This window comes from Synechococcus sp. LTW-R (genome assembly GCF_014217875.1).
Taxonomy (GTDB): Bacteria; Cyanobacteriota; Cyanobacteriia; order PCC-6307; family Cyanobiaceae; genus Vulcanococcus.
The window spans coordinates 1,713,031-1,736,437 of the sequence record NZ_CP059060.1; the positions used below are offsets into that span (position 1 = coordinate 1,713,031).

General features: G+C 58.8%; 23 protein-coding genes. 5 read left to right on the forward strand and 18 right to left on the reverse strand.

The window, feature by feature from the left end; genetic code table 11:
* Window positions 1-2 precede the first annotated feature (2 nt).
* The 3 genes from H0O22_RS09650 to H0O22_RS09660 all read right to left on the reverse strand — a co-directional run bounded on the left by H0O22_RS09650 (window position 3) and on the right by H0O22_RS09660 (window position 2,299).
* The gene (locus H0O22_RS09650; RefSeq protein ID WP_185186458.1) at window positions 3-1,040 is read right to left on the reverse strand and encodes a glycosyltransferase; all 1,038 of its coding nucleotides are present in this window, start codon (window positions 1,038-1,040) and stop codon (window positions 3-5) included.
* A gap of 10 nt (window positions 1,041-1,050) precedes the next feature.
* Window positions 1,051-1,764 carry a heme oxygenase (biliverdin-producing) gene (locus tag H0O22_RS09655; protein WP_185186459.1) on the reverse strand — a complete coding sequence of 238 codons (714 nt, stop codon included), beginning with the start codon at window positions 1,762-1,764 and terminating at the stop codon, window positions 1,051-1,053.
* A gap of 91 nt (window positions 1,765-1,855) precedes the next feature.
* Window positions 1,856-2,299 carry a hypothetical protein gene (locus H0O22_RS09660; protein WP_185186460.1) on the reverse strand — a complete coding sequence of 148 codons (444 nt, stop codon included), beginning with the start codon at window positions 2,297-2,299 and terminating at the stop codon, window positions 1,856-1,858.
* 68 nt (window positions 2,300-2,367) lie between these two features.
* Between H0O22_RS09660 and H0O22_RS09665 the strand changes: the two genes are divergently transcribed.
* Entirely contained in the window at window positions 2,368-3,798 is a 1,431-nt protein-coding gene (locus H0O22_RS09665; protein ID WP_185186461.1) for an NADP-dependent isocitrate dehydrogenase, read from the forward strand.
* Between the two features lie 60 nt (window positions 3,799-3,858).
* Here H0O22_RS09665 and H0O22_RS09670 read toward each other — a convergent pair whose 3' ends face one another.
* Genes H0O22_RS09670 through H0O22_RS09680 form a run of 3 tightly spaced genes read right to left on the reverse strand, consistent with a single transcriptional unit; the run spans window position 3,859 to window position 6,264 of the window.
* Window positions 3,859-4,020 carry a DUF5989 family protein gene (locus tag H0O22_RS09670; protein WP_185186462.1) on the reverse strand — a complete coding sequence of 54 codons (162 nt, stop codon included), beginning with the start codon at window positions 4,018-4,020 and terminating at the stop codon, window positions 3,859-3,861.
* Between the two features lie 7 nt (window positions 4,021-4,027).
* The gene (locus H0O22_RS09675; RefSeq protein ID WP_185186463.1) at window positions 4,028-4,426 is read right to left on the reverse strand and encodes an SxtJ family membrane protein; all 399 of its coding nucleotides are present in this window, start codon (window positions 4,424-4,426) and stop codon (window positions 4,028-4,030) included.
* 2 nt (window positions 4,427-4,428) lie between these two features.
* Entirely contained in the window at window positions 4,429-6,264 is a 1,836-nt protein-coding gene (locus H0O22_RS09680) for a carbamoyltransferase (protein WP_185186464.1), read from the reverse strand.
* 78 nt (window positions 6,265-6,342) lie between these two features.
* Between H0O22_RS09680 and H0O22_RS09685 the strand changes: the two genes are divergently transcribed.
* On the forward strand, window positions 6,343-7,641 hold the full coding sequence (locus tag H0O22_RS09685; RefSeq protein ID WP_185186465.1) for a (Fe-S)-binding protein: 1,299 nt from the start codon (window positions 6,343-6,345) through the stop codon (window positions 7,639-7,641).
* Here the strand turns inward: H0O22_RS09685 and H0O22_RS09690 are convergent.
* Together H0O22_RS09690 and H0O22_RS09695 are read right to left on the reverse strand one after the other, a co-directional pair.
* Window positions 7,613-8,809, reverse strand: a complete 1,197-nt coding sequence (locus H0O22_RS09690) for a glycosyltransferase family 4 protein (protein WP_185186466.1) — start codon at window positions 8,807-8,809, stop codon at window positions 7,613-7,615. The genes H0O22_RS09685 and H0O22_RS09690 overlap by 29 nt on opposite strands.
* Window positions 8,800-10,068 (reverse strand): sugar transferase, encoded by a 1,269-nt coding sequence (locus H0O22_RS09695; protein ID WP_185186467.1) that lies wholly within the window; start codon window positions 10,066-10,068, stop codon window positions 8,800-8,802. The genes H0O22_RS09690 and H0O22_RS09695 overlap by 10 nt, the downstream gene beginning before the upstream one ends.
* A gap of 110 nt (window positions 10,069-10,178) precedes the next feature.
* Between H0O22_RS09695 and H0O22_RS09700 the strand changes: the two genes are divergently transcribed.
* Window positions 10,179-11,486: an APC family permease gene (locus H0O22_RS09700; RefSeq protein WP_185186468.1), complete on the forward strand. Its 1,308-nt coding sequence runs from the start codon at window positions 10,179-10,181 to the stop codon at window positions 11,484-11,486.
* Here the strand turns inward: H0O22_RS09700 and H0O22_RS09705 are convergent.
* Window positions 11,470-12,813 (reverse strand): four-carbon acid sugar kinase family protein, encoded by a 1,344-nt coding sequence (locus H0O22_RS09705; protein ID WP_185186469.1) that lies wholly within the window; start codon window positions 12,811-12,813, stop codon window positions 11,470-11,472. The genes H0O22_RS09700 and H0O22_RS09705 overlap by 17 nt on opposite strands.
* Before the next feature lie 14 nt (window positions 12,814-12,827).
* On the opposite strand from H0O22_RS09705, the gene H0O22_RS09710 reads away from it, so the two are divergent.
* On the forward strand, window positions 12,828-13,973 hold the full coding sequence (locus tag H0O22_RS09710; protein WP_185186470.1) for an FAD-binding oxidoreductase: 1,146 nt from the start codon (window positions 12,828-12,830) through the stop codon (window positions 13,971-13,973).
* Here the strand turns inward: H0O22_RS09710 and H0O22_RS09715 are convergent.
* The 6 genes from H0O22_RS09715 to H0O22_RS09740 form a co-directional block, all read right to left on the reverse strand.
* The gene (locus H0O22_RS09715; RefSeq protein WP_185186471.1) at window positions 13,959-14,789 is read right to left on the reverse strand and encodes a galactose mutarotase; all 831 of its coding nucleotides are present in this window, start codon (window positions 14,787-14,789) and stop codon (window positions 13,959-13,961) included. The genes H0O22_RS09710 and H0O22_RS09715 overlap by 15 nt on opposite strands.
* Window positions 14,790-14,854: 65 nt before the next feature.
* Window positions 14,855-16,000, reverse strand: coding sequence for a hypothetical protein (locus tag H0O22_RS09720; RefSeq protein WP_185186472.1), 1,146 nt, complete (start codon window positions 15,998-16,000; stop codon window positions 14,855-14,857).
* Between the two features lie 2 nt (window positions 16,001-16,002).
* Window positions 16,003-17,682: a hypothetical protein gene (locus H0O22_RS09725; RefSeq protein ID WP_185186473.1), complete on the reverse strand. Its 1,680-nt coding sequence runs from the start codon at window positions 17,680-17,682 to the stop codon at window positions 16,003-16,005.
* A gap of 4 nt (window positions 17,683-17,686) precedes the next feature.
* Entirely contained in the window at window positions 17,687-18,430 is a 744-nt protein-coding gene (locus H0O22_RS09730) for a glycosyltransferase family 2 protein (RefSeq protein WP_255439261.1), read from the reverse strand.
* A 12-nt stretch (window positions 18,431-18,442) separates the two neighbouring features.
* Window positions 18,443-18,814: a GtrA family protein gene (locus H0O22_RS09735; protein ID WP_185186474.1), complete on the reverse strand. Its 372-nt coding sequence runs from the start codon at window positions 18,812-18,814 to the stop codon at window positions 18,443-18,445.
* Between the two features lie 9 nt (window positions 18,815-18,823).
* The gene (locus H0O22_RS09740) at window positions 18,824-19,699 is read right to left on the reverse strand and encodes an alpha/beta fold hydrolase (protein ID WP_185186475.1); all 876 of its coding nucleotides are present in this window, start codon (window positions 19,697-19,699) and stop codon (window positions 18,824-18,826) included.
* Between the two features lie 57 nt (window positions 19,700-19,756).
* Between H0O22_RS09740 and H0O22_RS09745 the strand changes: the two genes are divergently transcribed.
* Window positions 19,757-20,038: a hypothetical protein gene (locus tag H0O22_RS09745; RefSeq protein WP_255439263.1), complete on the forward strand. Its 282-nt coding sequence runs from the start codon at window positions 19,757-19,759 to the stop codon at window positions 20,036-20,038.
* Here H0O22_RS09745 and H0O22_RS09750 read toward each other — a convergent pair.
* From H0O22_RS09750 to H0O22_RS09760, 3 genes are all read right to left on the reverse strand, one after another.
* Window positions 20,035-20,493 carry an RNA-binding protein gene (locus tag H0O22_RS09750; protein WP_185186476.1) on the reverse strand — a complete coding sequence of 153 codons (459 nt, stop codon included), beginning with the start codon at window positions 20,491-20,493 and terminating at the stop codon, window positions 20,035-20,037. The two genes, H0O22_RS09745 and H0O22_RS09750, sit on opposite strands and share 4 nt — an antisense overlap.
* A 75-nt stretch (window positions 20,494-20,568) precedes the next feature.
* Complete coding sequence (gene argH, locus H0O22_RS09755; protein ID WP_185186477.1) at window positions 20,569-21,963, reverse strand: argininosuccinate lyase; 1,395 nt, start codon at window positions 21,961-21,963, stop codon at window positions 20,569-20,571.
* Between the two features lie 24 nt (window positions 21,964-21,987).
* Entirely contained in the window at window positions 21,988-23,388 is a 1,401-nt protein-coding gene (locus H0O22_RS09760) for a PP2C family protein-serine/threonine phosphatase (protein WP_370521441.1), read from the reverse strand.
* Between the last annotated feature and the right edge of the window lie 19 nt (window positions 23,389-23,407).

Here is a 23,407-nt window from a genome sequence, read left to right on the forward strand (position 1 = left end):
CGCTACGGCCTCAAACGGCCAGCCAGCGAACCGATTGGCCTGAGTTTTGTTTTCAGCTGAAGCCACCACCGTGGTGGAGCCTTCAGCGCAGGTTCCCCGGCAACAATCCGGTCCCAGTGCTGATTGACCACCTCGAGCGCCTGCCGCCAACGCGTCAGGAGGTCCGCCTCGCTGGCTGACGCCAGAAGAGCTGTCAGAGCTGCTTGATCGGGTCTCCATGCAGCGGGATCTCGAGCAGCAGCGCTGATGGCTTCGAGATCTGCCGGCAACGAGCCCGATCCCAACTGATGCCCGATCCGACCTGGATCCAAAGTGTCAGCCAACGCATGGTTGAAGCTGCTGAACACCACGCAACCGCAGGCGAGGGCCTCCAAGGGGGGCAGACCAAAGCCCTCGGTCACGCCGCGACCGCGCCAATAGTCCGCCGAGTCGTAGAGGACCACCTTGGCGCTGTTAAAGAGATCCACCAAGTCATCGACCCATCCGGACTGAACCTCAACACGCAAACCCCGGGCCTGAAGAGCGGGAACCAACTGCTTCAGGACATAGGCACTGTTCTTACGCCGCTGGACGAGAACATCAATGCTGCGCTCGCCCGCTCCTGTGCGCTGTCCCCGCTCAAGCCACTCGGGGCTGAGGGCATTGGGGACCAGCCAAAGCGGGTTTCGCGGTGCCCGATCGCCCCAGTACCCCAGGGTATTGCGACTCACCGCCAGCACTGGCACACCGGCAGGCAACGAAAAGCCATATCCACTGCTGTGGGCGTGATAGGCGCAGGCACGGCCTTTGAGTTGCCGCAACAACCAAGGAACGTCAAATCCCCAGCTCACGATCCAAAGCGCAGCACCAGCTCCGCCTGGAAGGGACTCCTCGCGCAACAGATCCGCCAGAAAAGGACGACCGTCCTCTCGCTGGCGATACGTGACGACTTCAACAGGACCCAGAGCAGACAACATCCGGGCGGTTTGAAGCTCAACGAGGAGCCCCCCGCAGCGAAAGCGACCGGTTGTTCCGGGAACTAAAAAGCGAAGGGGGCGCAAGGGAGTGTGACTAAGCAGCCACAGTCTCAGTGCTGCCGGTGCGCTGGCGGCGGGTCAGGAAGCCAAAGAGCACCTTTCCAATGGCAGCGACGAGGTTGCCCTCCAGCTCCTTGAACATGTTCATATTCAGGTGGAACGCCTCATTGGCCTCCTCCACGATCCGATCGGCCATCGGCTGATCGATCGGCAGGGTGTCCATGGCGGAGCGATAGGTGCCCTTGAAGGCCTTCTCGTCGGCGATGGCGTCGAACTCATAGAAGTGGAGACCGTCGTCTCCACCCAGGTTCATGGCCTTCTGGGCGATGTTCTTCAGAATCTGACCACCGGAGAGGTCGCCGAGATAGCGGGTGTAGTGGTGACCCACCAGCAACTCGGGCGACTCCTTGGCCACCTGATGGATGCGCTCGACGTAGACGCTGGCGGAAGGTGACGGCTGAATGTTCTGCTTCCAATCTGAGCCGAAGTAGTAGGCGAGGTCCTTCTCAAGGGCCTCACGGCGGTTCAGCTGTTCAAAAGCAATCGGGGCAAGGACCGGGTTGTCTTTCAAGCGGGCGAACTCGTCCTCCATCGCCCCGTAGACGAAGTAGAGGTCGGCCACCAGCTTGCGGTAGCTCGCCTTGTCCACGACGCCCTTGAGGAAGCAGCTCACGAAGCCAGTGTTCTCGGCCATGGTGTGGGACTTCTTGGTCCCTTCACGCAACTGGGCAGCAAGAGCGACAGACATGTCTTTGAAATCGTGGTCGTGCCGTGGAGCACGGTCAGGAGAATCAAAGTAAGAGGAACGTTGTCGTGGGTGAGCCCAAGGTTGCGAAGGGTTACGCCACGTCGGCTTCGCTCGCTCCTGCCTCAAAAAGATCGAAGAGCTCGGCGCAGAACTGCTTGAGCTTGAGGGTCACAGACTCAACCGGCGGATGGGTCCCGGCGGGGAGCCACTCCCCCAGGGTGGTGAGCCTCCAGCGCTCACTCTCGTAGGTCAAACCTCGAATGGTGACCCCCAGCAGCCTGGGCCTGGCCTGCGTCACGCCCTCGGACAGGCTCAGCTGGACCAAGAACGAGCGGCACTGACTGCGGGGGCTCCAGCCAGGGAGATGAAACGACAGGTCAAGGGTCTGCCGATCCTCAAAGGCGCGGGTTTGGGGATCATCCCGCCAAGGCCGCAGATTCGGCCGTGCATCAGGGAAGTGCTGACGAAACAGCGCGGCCACGGAAGCGATCAGCTGGGCGAGCTCAAGCGATCGAGCCTGGTCGCCTGCATTCATGCGTGCCTCCGGCTGCAGAACCCTGGTTGGCTGAAACCTAGGCTCACCTTCAGTGTTTTGCCGCAGCCATGGCGACCTTCGAGAAGCTCACCGCCCCCACGCAAGGAACGGCCATTCGCTTCGAGAACGGTCAGCCCATCGTTCCCAACGACCCCATCATTCCCTTCATTCGTGGTGATGGCACGGGCGTTGACATCTGGCCGGCCACCCAGAAGGTGCTGGATGCGGCCATCGCCAAGGCCTACGGGGGCGAGCGCCGGATCGAGTGGTTCAAGGTCTATGCCGGCGATGAGGCCTGCGACCTCTACGGCACCTATCAGTACCTGCCCGAAGACACCCTGGAAGCCGTGCGTCAGTACGGCGTCGCCATCAAGGGCCCTCTGACCACCCCAGTGGGAGGTGGAATCCGGTCGCTGAACGTCGCCCTGCGGCAGATCTTTGACCTCTATTCCTGCGTGCGTCCTTGCCGCTACTACGAAGGGACGCCCAGCCCGCACAAACGGCCCCAGGACCTCGATGTGATCGTCTACCGCGAGAACACTGAAGACATCTATATGGGTGTCGAGTGGGAAGCGAACGATCCCGTCGGCCAGGAGCTGCGCAAACACCTCAATGAAGTGGTCATTCCGGCCAACGGGAAGCTCGGTAAGCGGCAGATTCCTGAGGGTTCAGGCATCGGCATCAAGCCCGTCAGCAAAGACGGCAGCCAGCGCCATATCCGTAAAGCGATCCAGCACGCGTTGCGGATGGAAGGCAAAAAGCGCCACGTGACCCTGGTGCACAAGGGGAACATCATGAAATTCACGGAGGGCGCCTTCCGCGATTGGGGTTATGAGCTGGCGACGACGGAATTCCGTGCTGACTGCGTCACGGAGCGAGAGAGCTGGATCCTGGACAACGCCGATCAGAACCCTGGGTTGAGCATTGAGGCCAACGCCAAGATGATCGACCCGGGCTACGACAGCCTGACACCCGAGAAAAAAGAAGCGATCTGCGCTGAGGTGCAGGGGGTGGTCGATGCCATCGGAGCCAGCCATGGCGGCGGCAAGTGGAAGCAGATGGTGATGGTTGATGACCGCATCGCCGACAGCATCTTCCAGCAGATCCAAACGCGCCCTGCGGACTACTCGATCCTGGCCACCTTGAACCTGAACGGTGACTACATCTCAGACGCAGCAGCAGCCGTAGTCGGCGGCTTGGGCATGGCCCCTGGCGCCAACATCGGCGACACCGCGGCCATTTTTGAAGCAACCCACGGCACAGCCCCCAAACATGCGGGACTCGATCGCATTAACCCGGGCTCGGTAATTCTGAGCGGCGTGATGATGCTCGAGTACATGGGCTGGCAGGAAGCCGCTGATTTGGTCACCAAAGGGATCAGTGATGCGATTGCCAATCAGGAGGTCACTTATGACCTGGCCCGCTTGATGGAGCCCCCTGTTGAGCCGGTGAGCTGCAGTGGATTTGCCGACGCTGTGATTAAGCACTTCGAGCTCTAGACATTAAAAAGCCCGGCCTATCTGGACCGGGCTTTTATAGTGGAGCAGATGATGTAGTTGCTAGAAGATTGAGTATATAAATGGTGCCACAACCGATCCCTGGGTGAACACCAGAAGCGATCCCATCAGAACAATCGTGATGATCAGGGGGGCTAGCCAGTACTTCTTCCGTACCTTGAGGAAGTCCCAGACATCCTTGAGCAGATCAATAAAAGCTTCCATTGTGAAATCAGAAGATTCGGGTTAGATCGACAGACTTGTGCTTGGCCTGCTCACGGTAGGACTCAAGCCCAGCACGCTTGCGCTTCAAGGGATCGTAACCGGTCAAACGCATGACGTAGGCAATGGGCTGAAGCACAAAAACAAAGACGGCTCCAAGGATCAAGTGACTGTTGATCCAGCCCAAGATGTGACCCAGCTTCATCCAACCTTGGTAAGGCCATTGAAGTCCTCGCGGAGCGAGTAAAGCCAATGTCAGACTTGGCACTCCAATCAGAAAGGGCCAAAGAGGTTGGTGATGGCCTTTGAGAGTCGGAATCAACCAACCAAAGACGACCGGAAAAACGATTCCAAGCAGGATTCCAAACTCGCGGAGCTGTTTCTTGGATGGATGCGATGACTGGGACATGATCAATCGAGCTCGAACTCTTGTTTCCAACTTTCGTCAGCCTCATCTTGCGGCTGCTCGTCCTTCAACAACAACTGGTTCTGAAGCACAAGCACATCCATCTCCGTCCGCATAAAACAGCGGTAAGCATCCTGAGGCGTGCACACAATAGGCTCCCCGCGAACGTTGAAGGATGTATTCACCAAAGTCGGACAACCCGTTCTGTGCTGGAAGGACTTGATCAGATTGAAGTAGCGGGGGTTGGTTTGATCCGACACAGTCTGGACGCGCGCTGAGTAATCGACATGCGTAATTGCTGGCAGAGATGAGCGCGGAACATTAAGCTTTTCAATTCCAAAAAGCTTCTCTTGTTCTACTGTCATCGGCTGGCACAACTCTTTCTTGACCGGCGCCACCAGGAGCATGTAAGGGCTCTTGGCATTGAGCTCAAACTGATTTGAGACTTCCTGTTCGAGAACAGATGGAGCAAAGGGGCGGAAGCTTTCGCGGTACTTGATTTTCAAGTTCATCACGCTCTGCATCTGCTGATTGCGCGGATCGCCGATGATTGAACGTGCACCTAGAGCGCGGGGACCGAATTCCATCCTGCCGTTGAACCAGCCCACCACTTTTCCTTGATCCAAAAGCTCGGCCAACCGATCAAACAGGAGCGGGTCTTCAAGGGCATGGAATGGAGCCTTGATGCTGGTGAGATAGTCGCGGATTTCAGAGTTCGAAAAGGCGGGACCGAGGTAGGTGCCCTTCATGGCATCGCCAGATACCGGTTGGCGGCTGGCTTTGAAGTGCTGGTGCCAAGCCACCAGAGCAGCACCAAGGGCTGAACCCGCATCGCCACTGGCGGGCTGGATCCAGATCTGATCAAAGATGCCCTCTTGGAGCAATTTCCCATTCGCCACGCAATTGAGTGCGACACCTCCTGACAAACAAAGTGCTTTCGCGCCCGTTTCCTTCCGCAGGGTCTGAGCCAACTTGAGAACAACCTCTTCGGTGACCACCTGAATGGAGGCAGCCAAATCCATATGGAATTGACTGAGCTCTGTTTCTCCTTTGCGCGGGGGCCGGCCAAACAACTTGTGGAACTTTCGGCCCGTCATACGGAAGCCACGATGAAACTTGAAGTAACTCAGATCGAGGCGGAATGTTCCATCTGGCTTGATGTCAATCAAATGTGACTTGATTTGATCGACATAACTCGGCTCGCCATAGGGAGCCAAGCCCATCAACTTATACTCACCTGAATTGACCTTAAAACCGCAGTAGTAGGTGAACGCCGAGTAGAGCAACCCCAGCGAGTGAGGAAAATTGATCTCCCAGAGAGGACTGAGCTCGGAACCATCACCCAACCATGCCGAGGTGGTCGCCCATTCACCGACACCATCCATGCAGAGGACTGCCGCCTTCTCGAACGGACTGGGATAAAAAGCTGCTCCAGCATGGGAAAGGTGATGCTCACTGAAGAGCAGCTCAGGCTGCTTGGCATCAGGCTCAGCGAGGGCCGCCACTTGTTTTTTCAGCTCAGTCTTGAGAAAGAGCTTTTCTTTTAACCAGACTTGCATCGCGGCCACAAATGAGCGCCCGCCGCGGGGAGCAGCACCTAGATAGGTCTCGAGGAGACGCTCAAAGGTCAGCAGTGGCTTTTCGTAGTAGACGACTGCATCGATATCGCTCAGCTTCAGACCCTGAGACTCCAGGCAATAACGAGCTGCTGAAGCAGGGAAGGACGAATCATGTTTCTTCCGCGTGAAGCGCTCTTCTTGGGCAGCTGCCACAACCTCGCCATCAACCAGCAGGGCAGCGGCACTGTCGTGGTAATAGGCGGAAATTCCCAGGATGCGCATGGGTTGGTGAAAACTCCGCACACCAAAGCCTGTCATGAAGCAGCCACCTTTAGGCAGTTGGAGGGCAAAGTACCTGACATGGCCGAGCCCCTGATCAACAGCACCGATCCCTGCGTGCACTGTGGTTTTTGCTTACCAACCTGCGCGAGTTACCGCGTCTTTGGCACAGAGATGGATTCCCCACGGGGACGGATCCATGCGCTCAAAGCCATTGGCAATGGAGAACTCGCGCTCGATCAACAGGTCGCAGCCCATTTCGACACCTGCCTGGGCTGCCTCGCCTGCGTCAGCGCCTGTCCATCGGGTGTGCGCTACGACGAACTGCTCGAAGCAACCCGGCCCAAGCTGAACGCTCCGGAACTCAGAAGCCCCTGGCAGCGGAGTTTCCGCAAGCTGTTGTTCTCCTTGCTGCCGTACCCCAACCGCCTGCGGCCACTGCTCTCGCTGCTGCGGAGCTACAGCGGCTCGGGTCTTCAAAGCTGGGTGAGGCGCAACCGCCTGCTGCGGGTGCTGGGGCCAGAACTGGAAGCGATGGACAGGTTGCTGCCCGAGCTGCCCAAGACCTCAGAAGCGGCGCCTTTCCCCAGCGTCGTGGCCGCCCAAGGACCCAAACGCGGACGGGTGGCCTTGGTCCTTGGCTGCGTTCAACGGGTGTTTGACCCTGATGTGAACCAATCCACCGTTGCTGTTCTCAGCGCCAATGGTTTTGAAGTCGTCATCCCTGAGCAACAGGGCTGCTGTGGAGCTGCCACCCATCACCAAGGAGAACTCGAGCAGACCAAAACCTTCGCGCGCGATCTGATTCAGGCGTTCAAGACCAGCGAACCGGTGGACGCGGTCCTGATCGCCGCCTCAGGCTGCGGCCACACCCTGAAGCAGTACGGCCAAATCCTCGCTGGAGAAGCTCAGGCCTCCTTTGATGCACCCGTCAAAGACGTCCACGAATTCCTCAGCGAAGTGGGCCTGGCGCCCTCGTTTAAAAAGCAACTCACGCCCCTTGCCCATGCCGATGGCTCACCCGCCAGTGCCGAGCGACCGTTGGCGGTGGCCTTCCATGACGCCTGCCACATGATCCACGGGCAAGGGATCAAGGCTCAACCCAGACAGCTCCTGAGGGCCATCCCCCATCTCGCCCTCAAAGAAGCCTTGGATGCAGGGGTCTGCTGCGGCAGTGCCGGGATCTACAACCTGGTGCAACCCGAAGCGGCCGCCGAGTTGGGTCGAATGAAAGTGACGGATTTGGCGGGAACCGGGGCGAGCCTGGCCGCCAGCTCGAACATCGGCTGCACCCTTCAACTGCGTCAGCACGCCCCAGCCACGCTTGAAGTCCTGCACCCGATGCAGCTGCTCAGCCGCAGTTTTCGGGCAAGTCCTTGAGCTGGTTCAGCACCTGCCCCACCAATTGCTGAGGATGGGGCAAATGCTCCATGCCCGGGCTCGCCAGCGCCGAAGACGCGGAGAGCTCAGCAATGGCCCTTGCAAAATCGGCTGCATCACCGCTGCGATGGACCCTCCCCCGCTCAGAGGGTTCCACGAGATCAACCGACGATCCCACCTTGTCGCTGCAAATCACATTCAGTCCAAATTGCTGAGCCTCATTGACCACCAATCCCCAGGTCTCCCCTTGGATCGAGGGCAGCACCAAGGTGTCCGCTAGCGCATAAAAACGGCCCAGTTGCTGCTGATTTTGGAAGCCCATCCCGCGCCAACGACCAGGAATCACGGCTTCCAGTTCAGTCTCCAGGGCCACTCTCAACTCACCATCGCCAACCACGACCACCACGATTGAATTCAATCGTGGGTCGGCTTTTAAGTGCGCCAGGGCCTGGGGCAGCAGCAAAGGATTTTTGACCGGGCTGATCTTGCCGACGTACAGCAACACGTGGTCGCCGGGCTGAATCTGCAACCCGCGCCGCAGTTGCTGACGCTGCGGCGTCCATTGGGCCACCTGCGCGGCGAAGAAATCCACATCAACCGCATAGCGAGCCAGGCTCTGTTTCTCAAAGGGAATGCCCAAGCGCACGTAGTGCTGCTGTGAGCGGGTGCCGATCGGGAAGACGTGACTAAAAAGCCCATACCAACGCTTCAAGACCCGATCACGCAGAAAGCGCTTCACCCCCGAGCGCTCGAGGGCGTGGTCGGTCGTTTCAGCCCGCAGCCAAAGCTTCTGTCCTGCCTGGGCTAACAGGAGGGTGGTGAACTGAATGAACCGCGGGGAGTAGCTGAAGACCAACACCGCATCGGGCTCAAACGCCTGGATCTGCGCGGCCGCCTGGCGGGCAATGGGCCAAGCACCTTTGGTGGAACTCAAGGCCTGCAGGGGTGCCTTGCTGGCAAAGCTTGAGGGAAAACCTTCGATCGGATTGCTATCCCAGGCAAACGTCACCCCGAAATCAGGATCAGCGCTGGCCTCTAAGCCGTGGTCACAGCCGTAAACCACCAGCAACTCGACCTGAGGGTCAGCCGCCAAGCCTTGAAAGATCGGCTTAAAGTACTGAATGGGATGGGTGACCAGCGCCGCCAGTCGACGCTTCGTTACGGCCATTGGATCAAGCCCAGCGAAGATTTCACCAGCAAACTGCAACCCGCTCGCAGCAGGATCCAGAGATCGAGGGGCGCCGATCCGCGGGCCAGGTAATAGAGATCGCGGCCCAATTCCCAACGCAAGGCATCAACCTCCTGGGGTGCTGGTCCCGAGATTCGACCCCAACCGGTCATCCCAGGCTTGATCAAGAGTCGGAGCTCAAAACTCTCATCCAAATCACGCAGATGGTTCTGCTGCTCGGGACTCACCGGCCTCGGGCCCACAAGACTCATCTCACCCCGCAGCACGTTGAGAACTTGAGGCAGAGCCGCCAGGCCTGTGCGCTCCAACCAGCGGGACCCACCAAAGCGCCACTGACCGAAGACCTGGCCATCAATGCCAGCGCACGGCGACTGAACCATCGCGACCTTGGAACTCAGACGGGTGAGCACCAGCAGCGTGGCGAGCGCGGGCAAGGCTGCGCTCGCTAGAAGAAGGTCCACCAAACGCTTGAGCCGAAAGCGCTGGGGTGAACGCGGACCGGACAAGCGCTCCAGCTGTTCCGTCCAATCCAACTGTTGAAGCAGGCCAGGCGGGTAGCGCTTCAAGTGATGTAGGGCCCAATCCGCAAGGGGACGAATGACCACGCCCTGGCGTTGCCAGCGCAAAAGCACCTCCTGGTCCTCAGCGATCACCGAGCCACGGCCCACGGCGACGCCTTGGAGCTTGAGCAGCTCAGGCAGGAAATCCGGAATCGGGGCGGCACCAGACAGGGGCCGCCATTCCACGGCTGCAGGCACATCGCAGCCCCCCTGCTCCAGCTCCTGGGACAACACCCGTCGTTCTTGTTTCTCGGCCAACACCAACCAGCGCTGCTGGGGCTGCCAGAAATGACTACTGCCTTGCAGGCCATGCAGAAGCAAAAGACTGCAGCCACCGCTCAACAGCACTGGAATCAGGAAGCCGCGGCCAATGGATGCATCCAAGCTGAGGCCCGACACCACGTAGCTGACCACCAGCATCAAAACCACCGCGATGCAGGCGGAGAGGTACCGGTTGAAGTGGTCTTGAACCGTCAGGGTGCGGCGGGCAAGGCCGGCATAGGCGCCCAGCAACCACTGCAGAAAAACCAAGAGGGGAATGACAATCAGCGGCCCCTTGCTGATCTCAGGCTCCACGCCAAAGCGAAGCTGGTGAAAACCCACCCACAGAGCGACGATCAAGCCGGCATCCAGACCAGCCCACGCCAGCGGTTTCGGCAGCTGCACTCTGCTTGGCATCGCCGGATCCTAGGTACATGCCAAGCCAGGTTTTCTTGACGGTTGCGGGATCTGGTCCACATTGAAAGCAGGGCGTTGGTCAGCCTGGTCCGTGCCATCGGTATTGAGGTTTGAACGATTCCGGCCGCCTGCTCAAAGTGCTTGGCGTGGGCTTTGGGCTTGCGGGCTCCATTGGCGGAACCATTGGGGCTGGCATCCTGCGGATCCCGGGGTTGGTGGCCGATCAACTGCCTTCCCAGCCGCTGATCCTCTGGATCTGGATACTGGGAGCGTCATACGCGCTGCTGGGCGCCGTCTGTGTGGCTGAGCTGGCGGCAGCCATGCCGAGAGCAGGGGGCTGGTACGTCTACGCCGAAGAAGCGTTTGGGCGTCGGGCAGGGTTCTTGGTCGGCTGGAGCGACTGGATCGCCCACTGCATCGGCCTGGCCTGGGTGGTCACGACCCTGGGGGACTACCTCGCTCCCCTTCTGCCGATTGGCAGCGCTTGGATCGCTGTTGGGATCTTGGCGCTCTTCACCCTGATCCAATGGCCCGGCGTGCGCTCGGGCGGCGCCAGCCAAGAGTTCCTGAGCCTGATCAAGGCACTGATCTTTGCGGCCTTGGTGGTGGCTTGCTTCGCGCTGCCGCTCCCAAATCGCGTGGAAGCTCCCGCGAGCTTCATCCCACCGGATGTGAACTTGTTCGTGCCCGTGGTGCTGGCCCTACAAGCCGTGATCACAACCTACGACGGCTGGGCCTGCCCGATCTACTTCGCTGAAGAATTCAGCACACCCAGCCGGGACTTGCCGCGCTCACTGATCGGAGGTGTGCTCGCCGTCGCAGGGCTCTATCTCCTGATCAATGCCGCACTGCTGCATGTGCTGCCGATCCCCGTCCTCGCGGAATCAAGCTTGCCCGCCGCCACCGCCGCCGAACGCCTCGTGGGGCCATTGGGCAGGACAGTGATCACCGCCGTGGCCTTGATCTCCCTGTTGGGGGTGACCAACACGGTGGCCATGGCCGCACCACGGATCCTGTTTGGCCTCGGTCGCGATGGGCTGATGCCCTCCTTCACCGCCGAAGTGAATGCTGGCGGGACCCCCATTAATGCCCTGCTGATCACCTCCCTCTGCAGCGCCCTGCTGGTGGTCAGTGGTTCCTTTGAAAGTCTGCTGGGGATGGGGGCCTTCCTCTACGTGGGATTGCCCCTCTGTGGATTCATCACCTTGATGGTGTTGCGGCAAAGTCAGCCCGAGCTGGATCGGCCTTTTCGGTGCTGGGCCTACCCGCTGACGCCGATCGTTGTGGCAACCGTCTCGCTAGCGTTTTTGCTCGCAGCCCTCTGGAGCGATTCCGTGAACAGCCTCTGGGCGCTCGCACTGGTCGCCGCCGGTGGCCTGGCCTCAGAAGCCAGCCAACGGCTCAGGGCTGCTGCATGAGCTCCCAGGCCTGACGCAAGCTCAGCGCATCACCCAAATTGCCGGGGAAGGTGATGACCGGAAGGCCGCAAGGGGTCAACACCAGCGAGAGTCCGGCGAAGAGCTGACCCTGAAGCTCCACCCAAGGGGCCTGCAAACCCGACTCCAGCAGCGTGTGGGTCGTGATTCCGCCTTTGCTGATCAGATAGCCCAGTTGAGGGGCCAAGGCTGCTGCAAGCCGGGCCATGAGCTCAGCCAGCGCCATCCCAAGCTCCCGACGTTCCGCAGCGCTCGAGCAATGGAGCTCGCCGCGGCTGGTGAAGACAACGGGAGTCAGGCCCTCACTGAGCACCGTTTCGATCTGTTGCCGCCAGGACTGCTCCAAGCTGGATAACAATCGAACCGGTTCAGGCCCGCTGATAACGCGGGCCACCTTGCTGACATCAAGCTCGATGCCAGCACAGGCCGGCTCTGCCAACAGGGTGGTCAGTTGTGCATCAGCTAGGGGGACGTGGGAACCCACCAGCACCAAGCCAGGGAGCCAATCACCACTGGGCTCTCGCCGCCGGAGACGGGCTAACCCAGACACATCGAGCGGCTGCGGAGGCAGCGGCACGAGCCCATTAATCAAGCTGGCGGCTGACTGCAGGGCGAAACGCTGCCCCTGACGCGCACGCGCCCAGATCGCCTCGCCGATGGCTGTCAGCTGCTCAGGCTGCTCGGCATCAACACAGGCGATCGCTGCCGGAGGTAGAGCAGCCAGCTGTGCTTGCAAACCATCAGGGCCGGCCTCCAAGTCAACAAGACCGATCCGCTCGACCACCGCAGCTGAGATCTGGCCGGAGGTTTTCTCCTCGACCCAATCCGGCAGGTAACTGCTGGAAAAGCCGAAGAGACGATCCTGAGCAAAGGCTGTGGCATGAACAGGTTCCCCATGCAGCAAGTGCATGCCGTCCTTGGTGGTGCGTCCCCCAGGCAAAAACGCAGGGGCAAGCAAGGTGGCGGCGAAGGGACCCAGCTCCTGCTCGATCACCTGAAGCTCCAGCGGAAAGTGACCGCGCAGGGTGGAGTCCCCGCGGCTGAGGACCAACCAGCGATCAATCGTTCCCGCCGCCTGAGCTTCAGCCAAGGCGGGTTTAAGGGCCTGACAAATACTCCGAACGCGTTCCTCAGCCGCCCTGGGATCCAAGGCCCGCGTGTTGGCCAGCAGAAAGATCAGGGGTGAGGGATGCGCCAATCCATGACGCAGGCTGTCTGCGTCCCAACGCAGCAATAAGGGGCAGCTGTGCACCGTCTGCGATCCCGTTGGATCGTCATCGAGGACCAGGACCTTGATCCGCTCAGCCATGGCACCATCGTGCCGTGATCAGCCCTGAACGCAGCGAACTCCAAGATCTGGTGCGTCAGTGGCATCAGCAGGCCCTGCCGTGGACTCCGGCGGGCACAGGCACCAGGCTGCATTGGGGTGCGCCGCTCGAGCAGCCGCAGCTCTTAAGCACCACCAAGCTGAACCGGCTGCTGCATCACTCCAGCGGCGACTTCACCGTGACCGTTGAAGCTGGTCTTCCCCTCATCGACCTGCAGGCCGCCCTGGCAGACAGCAAACAGTGGCTCGCCGTCGATTGGCCCTGGGGGAGCGGGACCGATGGAGGCCAGAGCGGAACGGTCGGTGGGCTAGTCGCCCGTGGCATGGCCGGTGGCTTTCGTCAGCGCTACCTGGGGATCCGCGATCAAGTGATCGGTCTGGAGGTGATGCGGGCGGACACCACCGAGGCCAAAGCAGGTGGCCAGGTGGTGAAAAACGTGGCCGGCTACGACTTGATGCGGCTGTTTTGCGGCAGTTGGGGCAGCCTTGGACTGATCACCCAGGTCACCCTGCGGACCTTCCCTCAACAGCCCCACCGCGCTGGCTTGCTCTTCCAGGGAGAGCTCAAAGCATTGGAATCGATGCGACAGGCCTGCCTCCGGGCCGATCTGATGCCGCAAAGGCTGGATTGGAGGACGACCGAAGGAGACCCCAGCCTCCTGTTGGGGCTGGTCAGCATCAGCCTCGAGGCTGTGACTGCACAACTGGAGGGGCTCCGCAGCCACGCGATGACCCTCGGGCTGGAAGCGATCAGCCTTGATGCCGATTCACTGCAGGAGCTCGAGGGCACAGGCCGTGAAGCCGGGGCATCACTCAAGAAGGAACGCTGGCTGATACGTATTGGCCTGCCACCAGCGCAAGCCCATGCCTTGCTGGGTGAGGCCGATATTCGTCTCAACCTGGCCGCAGGGATCGGCCAAGGCATGGGCTGGGCGGAACCCGAAGACCTTCCGTCCCAGCAAGTCACCAGCCTCAGCGAGCGCTGCCAATCCTTGGGTGGTCAGCTGACACTCCTGCAGCAACCAACCGCAAATGGCCTCAAACCCTGGCCCACAGGCGCCAACCACGACTTGGTCGCAGCGGTGAAGCGGGAGTTTGACCCCCTGCAACAGCTCGCCCGAGGGCGACTACCCGGGGTCTGAGCAGACGTAACGGCAACGCAATTGCATCGCCTGTCCAGGGTCGAGCTGCAGACAGCGATCACCCGTCGCGAGGGAACCGCGCGGAGCTGTCCAAGGCTCGAGGCAAACCATCGGTCGAGGTGGTTCCGTCCAGACCACCGCCAAATCCAGGGGAGCGGTGAGTTCAAGGGTGATGGTCTGGCCCGAACCCGCATCGACCAGGCGAACCGCATCGCCCGTGGGATTTGCGAGGAGGTCCACTCCCTCCGAGAGCTTGGCCAACTGATCGGCCGTTGAAGCAGGAGCCATCTGGAGGTGGTCCAAACAGCTCTCCTGCAAACCCTCCAAGCTGGCGGCCGACAGCGAACTCACAGCGAAATAGGGATGCAAGCCTAGCGAGAACGGCATGGGGCCTTCGCTGCCGGCGGTGTGTTCAACCGTGGCCAGAATCTCGAGGGCCGAGGGTTCCAGCCGGTAATCCAGGCTCAAACGAAACGCGAAGGGAAACGCCGCAAGCGTTTGGGGATTGGACTCCAACACCAAACGAATCCCTGAGCCATCGCTCAAGGGCTGCAGTTGCCAAGGCAAGTCCCTGGCAAAACCGTGTTGCGCAAGGGTGTAGCTGCCTTGCGGGAGATCGAGACGGTTCCCTGGGAGATTCCCGCAGATCGGGAACAGCACGGGAATGCCGCCCCGGACACTTTTGGCGGGGTCGGCAAAGCGCTCCGAATCGAAATAAAGACGCTCTTGAGCATTGCAAATCCAGCTCGTCAACAAACCACCACGTTCGGGAACCACTTGAAGGCGATCACCGTGAGGAGCTTCAAAGACGTGCATGAACAGGTGCAAAGCAAGAAGCCAAGGCTAGGCAGCACCAACGAAGATGTACAGAAAAAGCAGAGCTAGACCAATTCGCCAACAAAAAACAATCTAGTCATCACAATGAACATGGCAATTAGAGGAACAGACACAAAAACCACAAGCCTGCGCGGCAAATAGCTGCCCGCAAAAACAAAGAACGGCGCGAGCAGAGCTTCTTGCCGATAAATAGAAATGCTGTCGCCAATAAAATGCGGGAGAATCCAGCACGACCACCCCATCAACAAGAAACAGAGACTCAATAGCGCATTTGTATATGAAAGATGGCGCAATACAAGAGCCGTCGCAACAATCATGAAAACAAAGACTGTAGCTGTCTGAAGATAAACCGGATTCTTCCAGAAGTAGCGAACTGAAGAGCGAAGGACCGAAAACGCGACACTCCAGGCATGGCCATATCTTGCTTGCGTCAAGGAGTAAGCCGAGACAATGCCAGAGGCATGATCAATCCAGGCTCTAGACGCAAAGTAGCCAAACACTGGAGCAGCTACAGGAAGAATGCGAAAAAAAGTTGTTTGCACTCTTTTCGAAACTGTTGTCTCAAACAGGAAAGGGCTCAATGCAATCGAAAGAATCACGGAACTTGGGTATGCCAATGCCGCTAAGAAGGCGCTAACTGCCGATGCGCCCAAGTAAGAATGCAAAAACAACCAAATCGCTGAGAGATCTAAAGCCGTCGTCAGGGAAACAGGAAAAGCTGCCACGTGATAGATACCGCCAGGTAGCAGTAGAAATGCAGCGGCAACGGAGACTGGAGACCAACGCCTCTGTATCAAACGAGAGAGGATTTCAGACGATATCAATAACGATAAGAGCGTGACGAACAACGCGGCACTGGATATTGATAGACCCAAGGTCGCAAATGCATTAATCACCCACGGAAACAACGGGAACCAACCTGTATTCCCACAAACAAATTCCCCACAAGGTTGAGCCGAATATCCTTGTTGCGCAATGGATAAATAGTGAAATGAATCCCACCTGAGCCAAGCGGCAGGTTCGATATTCAGGCCAGAAGGTAGCGGATACTCATTTGCACCCAACCAAGGTGAAGCCACAAAGAACAATAAGAGCGGAAGGATTAAAATCGGAATGACAACACGAAAGATATAACGAGCTAGTGATTGCAAGAGCTCTTTAATCCGAACGACTGACTTCTTTCGTTCCACAACTAGCTCGGCAAACTCGAATCAGCTGGAGGACAAAGGTATAGCCTAGAGAGAAGAAGTGGAGCAAAAAGCAACTGACGACGATGAACCTCATGAACTACGTCACATGACCGGCTTTGGCCTGTTTGCGGTGGAAATCTCAGATCACCTGGATTACGATATTTGAAATACACTCCAGGGAGGCCTTTGTCGTCTGTTACCGAAGCACCCATCGCCCTTAATGCATAGTTGAAGGGAGGAGGCTCTACAAAGTCAACAGCACTAAAGAGTCTTGGCTGCAGAGGAAGTTGACCGTACAAAATTGATTGCTGCACGGCTTCTCGTGCAGAAACAGCCCAGTAGTCAAGAGATGTATTTCGGTGGCTAGCAAAAAGTCGACCAACCTCATTGAAGTAAATATATTGATAAGGAGAAAGCATTAGGTTGTTAATCATCAATATGATGATTAAGCTCGCTAATATTAAGCGAAAGATTCTGAAGATGCGGTCGGACAATGTTGATGCCAAATTGAAGATGCCATTTGCAGCAACAATACATATCGGAGGATAGATAAATAAGTAATGCCTGTCTGCGTCATATAGATTACTGCCGGCGAAGACAGCCAAAGAAGGCACTATTAATATTTGAAGCCATAGAAGCAGCTGAACCCTAGACGAGTAATCAGTTCGGCTTGGCATGCTCTTCAATGAAAAACGTCTCCAAAGAGAAAATGCATACGCTGCTACTCCTAAAATTAGGATCAATGGCAGGTGGACAAGCGGCCAACCCAAAAGATATAAAAGAGTTAGCAGCCTGTTATTTCCTAAACAAAACTGATGCCCAAGTAGGTCTGTGCATCCTCCACCCTGGTGAAAGTTACTAAAAAGCTGGAAAGCATTAAGGATATATTCAATTGGGTTGAGCCAGGCCGGGGGAGTGAGAACAAGCCAGAAAAATGCTGTTAATGTTACTTGGATTGCGATTGACTTAACTAGATTCAGTTTCCAACAAGGATCAAGCTCATGGCGAGAAAAAAAACTAATCAGCGCAATCGTAAGAAGTACTGGCAGAAAGAATAGAACTTTGATATTGCACAAGGCACCCGCGGTGAGCCCTATTAATAAGTAGTTAAAACGTGACTGCAAACAAGCAAAGCGAAGTGCCGACGCTGTAAAGCAAGTATAGACAACAGCCGCAGGTACATCCTTCGTGCTAAACAAAGAATGGCCAACTAAAACTGGAAGAGTGAGATAAAATAAGAGCGATAGCCAGGATTCAGCCGAACCAAAGCGCTTTGCAATGGAATAGACGGCATATCCACCGATCAAAAAAATAAGGATGTTGGCAAGGTGTGAAAAAAATATATAACCAGTCAGATTCCAATCAACTAGGCTAGTGTTGACGACTTGCTCAAAGGATCCTCGGCCAAACAGAAAGAATCGATGAGCGAAGAAAAAGAACCACCCAAGCAGTCGTCCGTACTGCCCGTAGAACTCCGTATTCGAGATAATGTCTGTATAGTCTGGGGCCTTCAGGCGAACCGCTTGAAATGCATGCCATACATGACCCGTAACTGCATGGTAATCAATCGGTTCGTCATATGAAATGAGATCGGGTGAAAGCGATGAAATCGCCGAGACGAGATAAACACCAAAAGCGATCCAGACAAATACGGATAGATGTCGAGAATAGGTTTTATTCAAGTATTTACTTAGAAGCGAGGTTGTATTTCAAGATGCACCAAACTGCGCGCACTCCGTCCTTCCAGCCAATCTTTTTCCCCTCGTCATAGGTTCGGCCATAGTAAGAGATACCGACTTCGTATATCCTGCAACGACGCTTTGCGACTTTCGCAGTAATCTCAGGCTCAAAGCCGAAACGTCTTTCACGTATCGGTATCGACTGAATGATCTCTGTTCTGAACGCTTTATAGCAAGTTTCCATATCAGTCAGATTGAGGTCGGTAAACATATTACTCATCAGTGTTAGAAATCCATTTCCCATACGGTGCCAGAAATAAACAACGCGATGGGGAGCTGCGCCTTGAAAGCGACTACCAAAAACGACATCTGCTTTCCCTTCAACAATCGGTCCGATGACTAGGGGGAATTCATTTGGGTCATATTCCAGATCGGCATCTTGAACGATGCAAATTTCACCCTCTGCTGCTGCAAACCCCGTCGCCAAAGCAGCTCCTTTACCCTGATTCCTCTCATGCATGAGGATTGTTAGGTCCGGTGCATCGAGACGGCTCAACAAGTCTCTGGTCCCATCCGTCGACCCGTCATCTACAACGATGAGCTGCTTTGAGGGCACAGGCGCCTGACGGACACGCTCAATGAGATCAAGAATCGTTGCGGCTTCGTTGAAGCAGGGGATGATCACCGAAAGGAGTGGGCGGCTTCCTGCCGAGACCATGGGACGCGTACTTAACTGGGAGTAGTCCAGCACACTCTCCAAGGCTTACTGACGGAAAACCACCAGCTTTTGAACCGCGTAGGAAAGAGCTGCCAACACAGGGATCAAAATCAGAGCAGCCAAGTTTCTAGTGAGGCCCAACCCGGCTAACCAATCAATCCCAGCCCAGTTGCACCACCACAGGCAGAGCGCCATCAGGGCATACGAAAGCGCCGAGCGTTTCTGCAAACGCTCCACCCGAAAGACCCGCTTGCCGTACAAAACAAACCCCAGCCCCACGTTCAGCAGCTGACTGAGAAACGTGGCCAAACCCGTGCCCATTACCAACAGCAGGCCCTGGAGCACCACGTTCGTCGCCAAGAGGTTCAGGGCGCCGTAGCCCAAAAAACGCCGCTTCCGTCCCGAACCCTTGAGCATCGCCGAAGACTAAGGGAGCTGCGCCAACCACTCCAACAAGGACCTGTTCACTTGGTCGGGGACTTCGTCATGCGGACAGTGGCCGGCCTGCAGCACCACCTCCTGGGTGCCCTGCGGAGCATGGCGCTCGAACGCCCCCCGACGACCGGCCGCGTTGATCCAGGGGTCACGGATGCCCCAAAGCAGCAGCAGCGGCGACTGGAGCTCGGCAAAAAGCTCATCGAGGGGCTGGCCCCGAGGAATATCAAAGACCGTTCGAAAAACCCCAAAGGCGCCAGGATCCCGGGACGGGGCCAGAATTGATTCCACTAACTCGTCATCGACGTTGGTCCGATCGATATAGACCTGGTTCAAGGTGCGGCGCACGTTCCCGGGGCGACGCATGTTTTCAAACAACAGGCGCTGGAGGATGGGGCTCTTCAGCAGGGCTGAACCGACGGTTCGGCGGGTAATCGCCCCCCAACCCTTCGGCTCCCCCTGCTCATCGGAGAAAGGGCCGGCCGCGTTCAGCAGCACGACCCCCGCGCTGTCCTGCCCCAAAGCCGCCCCTGCCGCCAGGGCTGCGTAGCCGCCCAATGAATTGCCGACGGTCACCGTCGGACGACCAATGCGCTCCCGGACGTAGCTCACCAACTGATCGCGCCAGAGAGCACCGCCGTACTTGGGACCGGCTGGCTTGGCGCTGCGCCCAAATCCCAAGAGATCGAGGGCATGGACCTCGTAGTGCTCCTGGAGGGCAGGGATGTTGAAGCGCCAATGATCCGTCGAGGCCCCAAAGCCATGGACCAACAGCAGCGCCGGCCTCTCAGTGGCAGTGGCCTGCAACGGACCCTTTTGCAGGCAATGGATGGGGTACCCCTGAAAGTGCCAGGTCGAAGCAATCACGGGGGTCAGCTTGAGAAGGGCGATGCTAAGGAGATCCCCTGCTCCGGTTGCGCCCTCGTGATCTCCGACTGGCTACTCACGAGTTGGAGCCTGTGGCTTCCAGGAACGGCCCTCTGGGCCATCAGTGCCTACATCCCCCTCAGTGGACGGCTCCTGGATGAGGAAGACGCGACCGGAGTCGCGAGCCTCAAGCTGAGCGGTTGCATTGCCCTGGCCTTGGTGATGGGCTTTGGCATCAACCTGGGCCTTGGCTTCAGTCTGGGCCCCAGCTGGGGCACCAGCCTTGGTGTGGTCACCGCGCTCTACGCCCTGTTTTGGGGCGTCATCGCCCAGGACTAGTCGCCCTGATAGCTGCTGCGGCGACGGCGGGTCCTGCCTTCGCCAAAGGAGTCGTTCTGACTGCCGTAGCTGCGGTCTTCCCACCCTTGGGCACCGGAGGGGCGATCGACCCGAGGCGCGGGTGCCGGGTTGCTCTCATAACCGCCGCCATAACCAGAGCCGCCACCGCCATAGCCACCGACCCGGCGTGGGGCACCGCCACCACCGCCGCCCGAACGGGGTTCGGCTTTGTTGATGCGAAGGGGGCGGCCCATCAGCTCAGCGCCTTGAAGGGCTTCGATCGCGCGATCTTCGCTATCAGGATCGGCGAGTTCGATAAAGGCGAATCCGCGCTTACGACCGGTGTCCCGCTCTAAGGGAAGGGCGCAATTGGCGACCTCGCCAAAGGGGGCAAACAACTCGGCGACGTCCTCTTGCTCTGCGCGAAAAGGGAGGTTGCCAACAAAGATGCTCACAGGCCGTCTGGGCCGATTCGGCGTGAATTCATTCCTTGAACCCTAGACCGGCTGAAGCGATTTGAACCGGTTGGCTCACTGTGGGAGCCGCGCTTTGGCTCGCTCCAGTTGAAGCCGAACCTGATCAAAAGCTGTTCCGCCTTCACTGCGGCGGGCCGCCACCACCTGACGGGGGTGAATGGCTTCAAAGATGTCAGCTTCGAAGGCGGCATGAAGCTCCTGCCAACGCTCCAGCGGCAACTCACGCAAGAGAATCCCCTCATGCAGACAGGTTTTGACCAGGCCCCCCACCAATTGATAGGCCTCGCGGAAGGGGACGCCCTTACCGACCAAGTAGTCCGCCACATCCGTGGCGTTGGAGAAGTCACTCTCCACCGCCTGCTCGAGACGCTGCGAACGAAATTCCAACCCCTCCTCGAACAAGATCGCCATCGCCTCCAGGCAAGCAAGGGTCGTAGCCACTGCATCAAAGAGGGCCTCTTTGTCCTCCTGGAAATCCTTGTTGTAGGCCAGGGGCAAGCCCTTGATCATCACCAGCAGTCCCTGCAGGTGACCGAAAACGCGCCCGCACTTGCCCCGCACCAACTCGGGAACATCAGGATTTTTCTTCTGGGGCATCAGGCTGCTGCCGGTGGCGCAGCGATCCGTGAGGCTGACGAAGCGAAACTCCTCGCTGGCCCAAAGGATCACCTCCTCACTGAGGCGGCTCAGATGAACCATCACCAGGCTGGCCGCCGCGGTGAACTCCACCGCGAAGTCGCGGTCACTCACCGCATCGAGGCTGTTGGCATAGACCTCGTCGAAGCCCAGGGCCGCCGCCGTCTGACGGCGATCGATCGGCACCGGGGTCCCCGCCAGGGCTGCGGCGCCTAGAGGGCAAATGTTGACCCGTTTGCGCAGGTCCTGCAGGCGAGCTCGATCCCGCTCCGCCATCTCCACATAAGCGAGCAGGTGGTGGGCCAAACAAATCGGCTGGGCCCGCTGCAGGTGGGTGTAACCCGGGATCATCACGTCTGCATGGGCATCGGCCTGGGCCAGCAGCGCCCGCTCGAAGCGCACCAAGGCGCCATCGATCGAGTCGATCTGCCCCCGAAGCCAGAGCCGCAAATCCGTGCCCACCTGGTCATTGCGGGAGCGACCGGTATGGAGCTTTTTGCCCAAGGGCCCCAAGATCGCGATCAGCCTTCGCTCCACGGCGAAGTGCACGTCCTCGTCTTCGAGACCAGGGTTGAACTGACCCGCGGCGGCCTCTGCTCGGACCTGCTCGAGGCCGCCGACCAGCTGCTCAGCCTCCTCGGCCGTGATCACCCCGGTACTGCCCAACATCCGGGCATGGGCGATCGATCCATCCAGGTCCTGCTGCAGCAGGGTGATGTCAAAACCGATTGAGGCGTTGAAACGCTCAATCGCTGGATGCAGACCTTGCTCAAAGCGCTGACTCCAGGTGGAGGAAGAGGAATCAACGGCCATCGGGCCCGGTATCGCTGCTGAATCTCAGCTTGGCAGGCGACTACTCACGCTCGGCAGGGCCACCTCCTCACGCACCTTCAAGACCACCATCGAGGCGTCGTCATCGAGGGGGCGATCGGGCCCAACGAACCGATCGAGGCGGGCAAACAACTGATCCAAAATCCCCTGGGCACCACCACCAGAGCGGCAGGCCGTTTGCAGGGCCTGAACCAAGCGCTCCTCGTCAAAGCGCTCGCCGTTGAGCCCAGAGGCTTCCGTGACGCCGTCGGTGTAGCAGAGCAACACATCACCCGGCTCGAGCACGATCTGCTTGCAGCCGTACTGGGCCTCGCTCTGCAGGCCAATCAGGAGCCCTGGGGCATCCAGGCGCTCCACCGCATGGTGAATCCGCCGCCAAATCAGGGGCGGATTGTGGGCGGCGTTCGCGTAACGCAGCAGGCGGGTGCGGGGGTCGAAGTCGGAGTAGAAGAGCGTGACAAAGCGGTGGGACTGGGCCAGGTCCTCCTGGGCCAGTTGGTTCAGGTCATGGAGGATCTGATCAGGAGGCAAGCCGCTGGAGACCTCGGCCCGGAGCATGCCCCGCAACAGGGTCATCAACAATCCCGCCGGGACCCCCTTGCCCATCACATCGCCAATGACCAGGGCCCAACGCCCCTGCTCCCGTTGCCGGCCAATCAGCTGGGGCCGAGTCGGAATGAAGTCGAAGTAATCCCCACCAACTTCAAAGGCAGGCCGGCAGCGGGCGGCCAATTCGACCCCCTCGATCACGGGGCAGTGATCCGGCAGCAACTGGGCCTGGATTTCTCCGCCGGTGGAGAGCTGGCGATCGAGGCGCTCATGGCGCCGGGCCTCCTGGAGCAGCTGATCGCCTTCCACCGCGACGCCGGCCAGATCCGCCACCAGTTGGACGTGGCGGCGATGGCTCTCGCTCCAGCTCAGGCCCGCCTTGGAGCCAAACACGTACAAGCGCCCACGAACGCGGCTGCGGGCTGACAGAGAAGTGGCGACCAAGGGCCGATCCGCCAAGTGCCGTCGCACCAGCCCATCCAGCAGCTGGGCCACCGCCTCGTCTCCTGAGGCCTGCTGCAGCTGCTCATCAGACAGCGTTGCCAGCTGGCGCAGCAGTTCGGGGTGGCTGCCATGGAGCTGCTCCCGCCACAGGCGCCCATCGGGGTGGAAGACCACCAGCGCCGCCCCTTCGGCCTCAATGAGACGGGTGGCCACCAGGGGCACCAACTCCAGGAAACGCTCGAGGTTGGTGAAGCTGCGCAGCGCAAAAGCCAGCGAGGCCAAGAGCTCCTGGTTGCGGCGCTGCTCCTTCCCAAGGCTGTCGAGCAGTTGACGCAGCGAAGCGACGGCGGATGCCGGCTTCAGGGAGCCCACTCCACCGGGATGCGAATGATGGGCAGGCGGCAAGGTGCTCACTTGCGCGCAAGATAGCCGC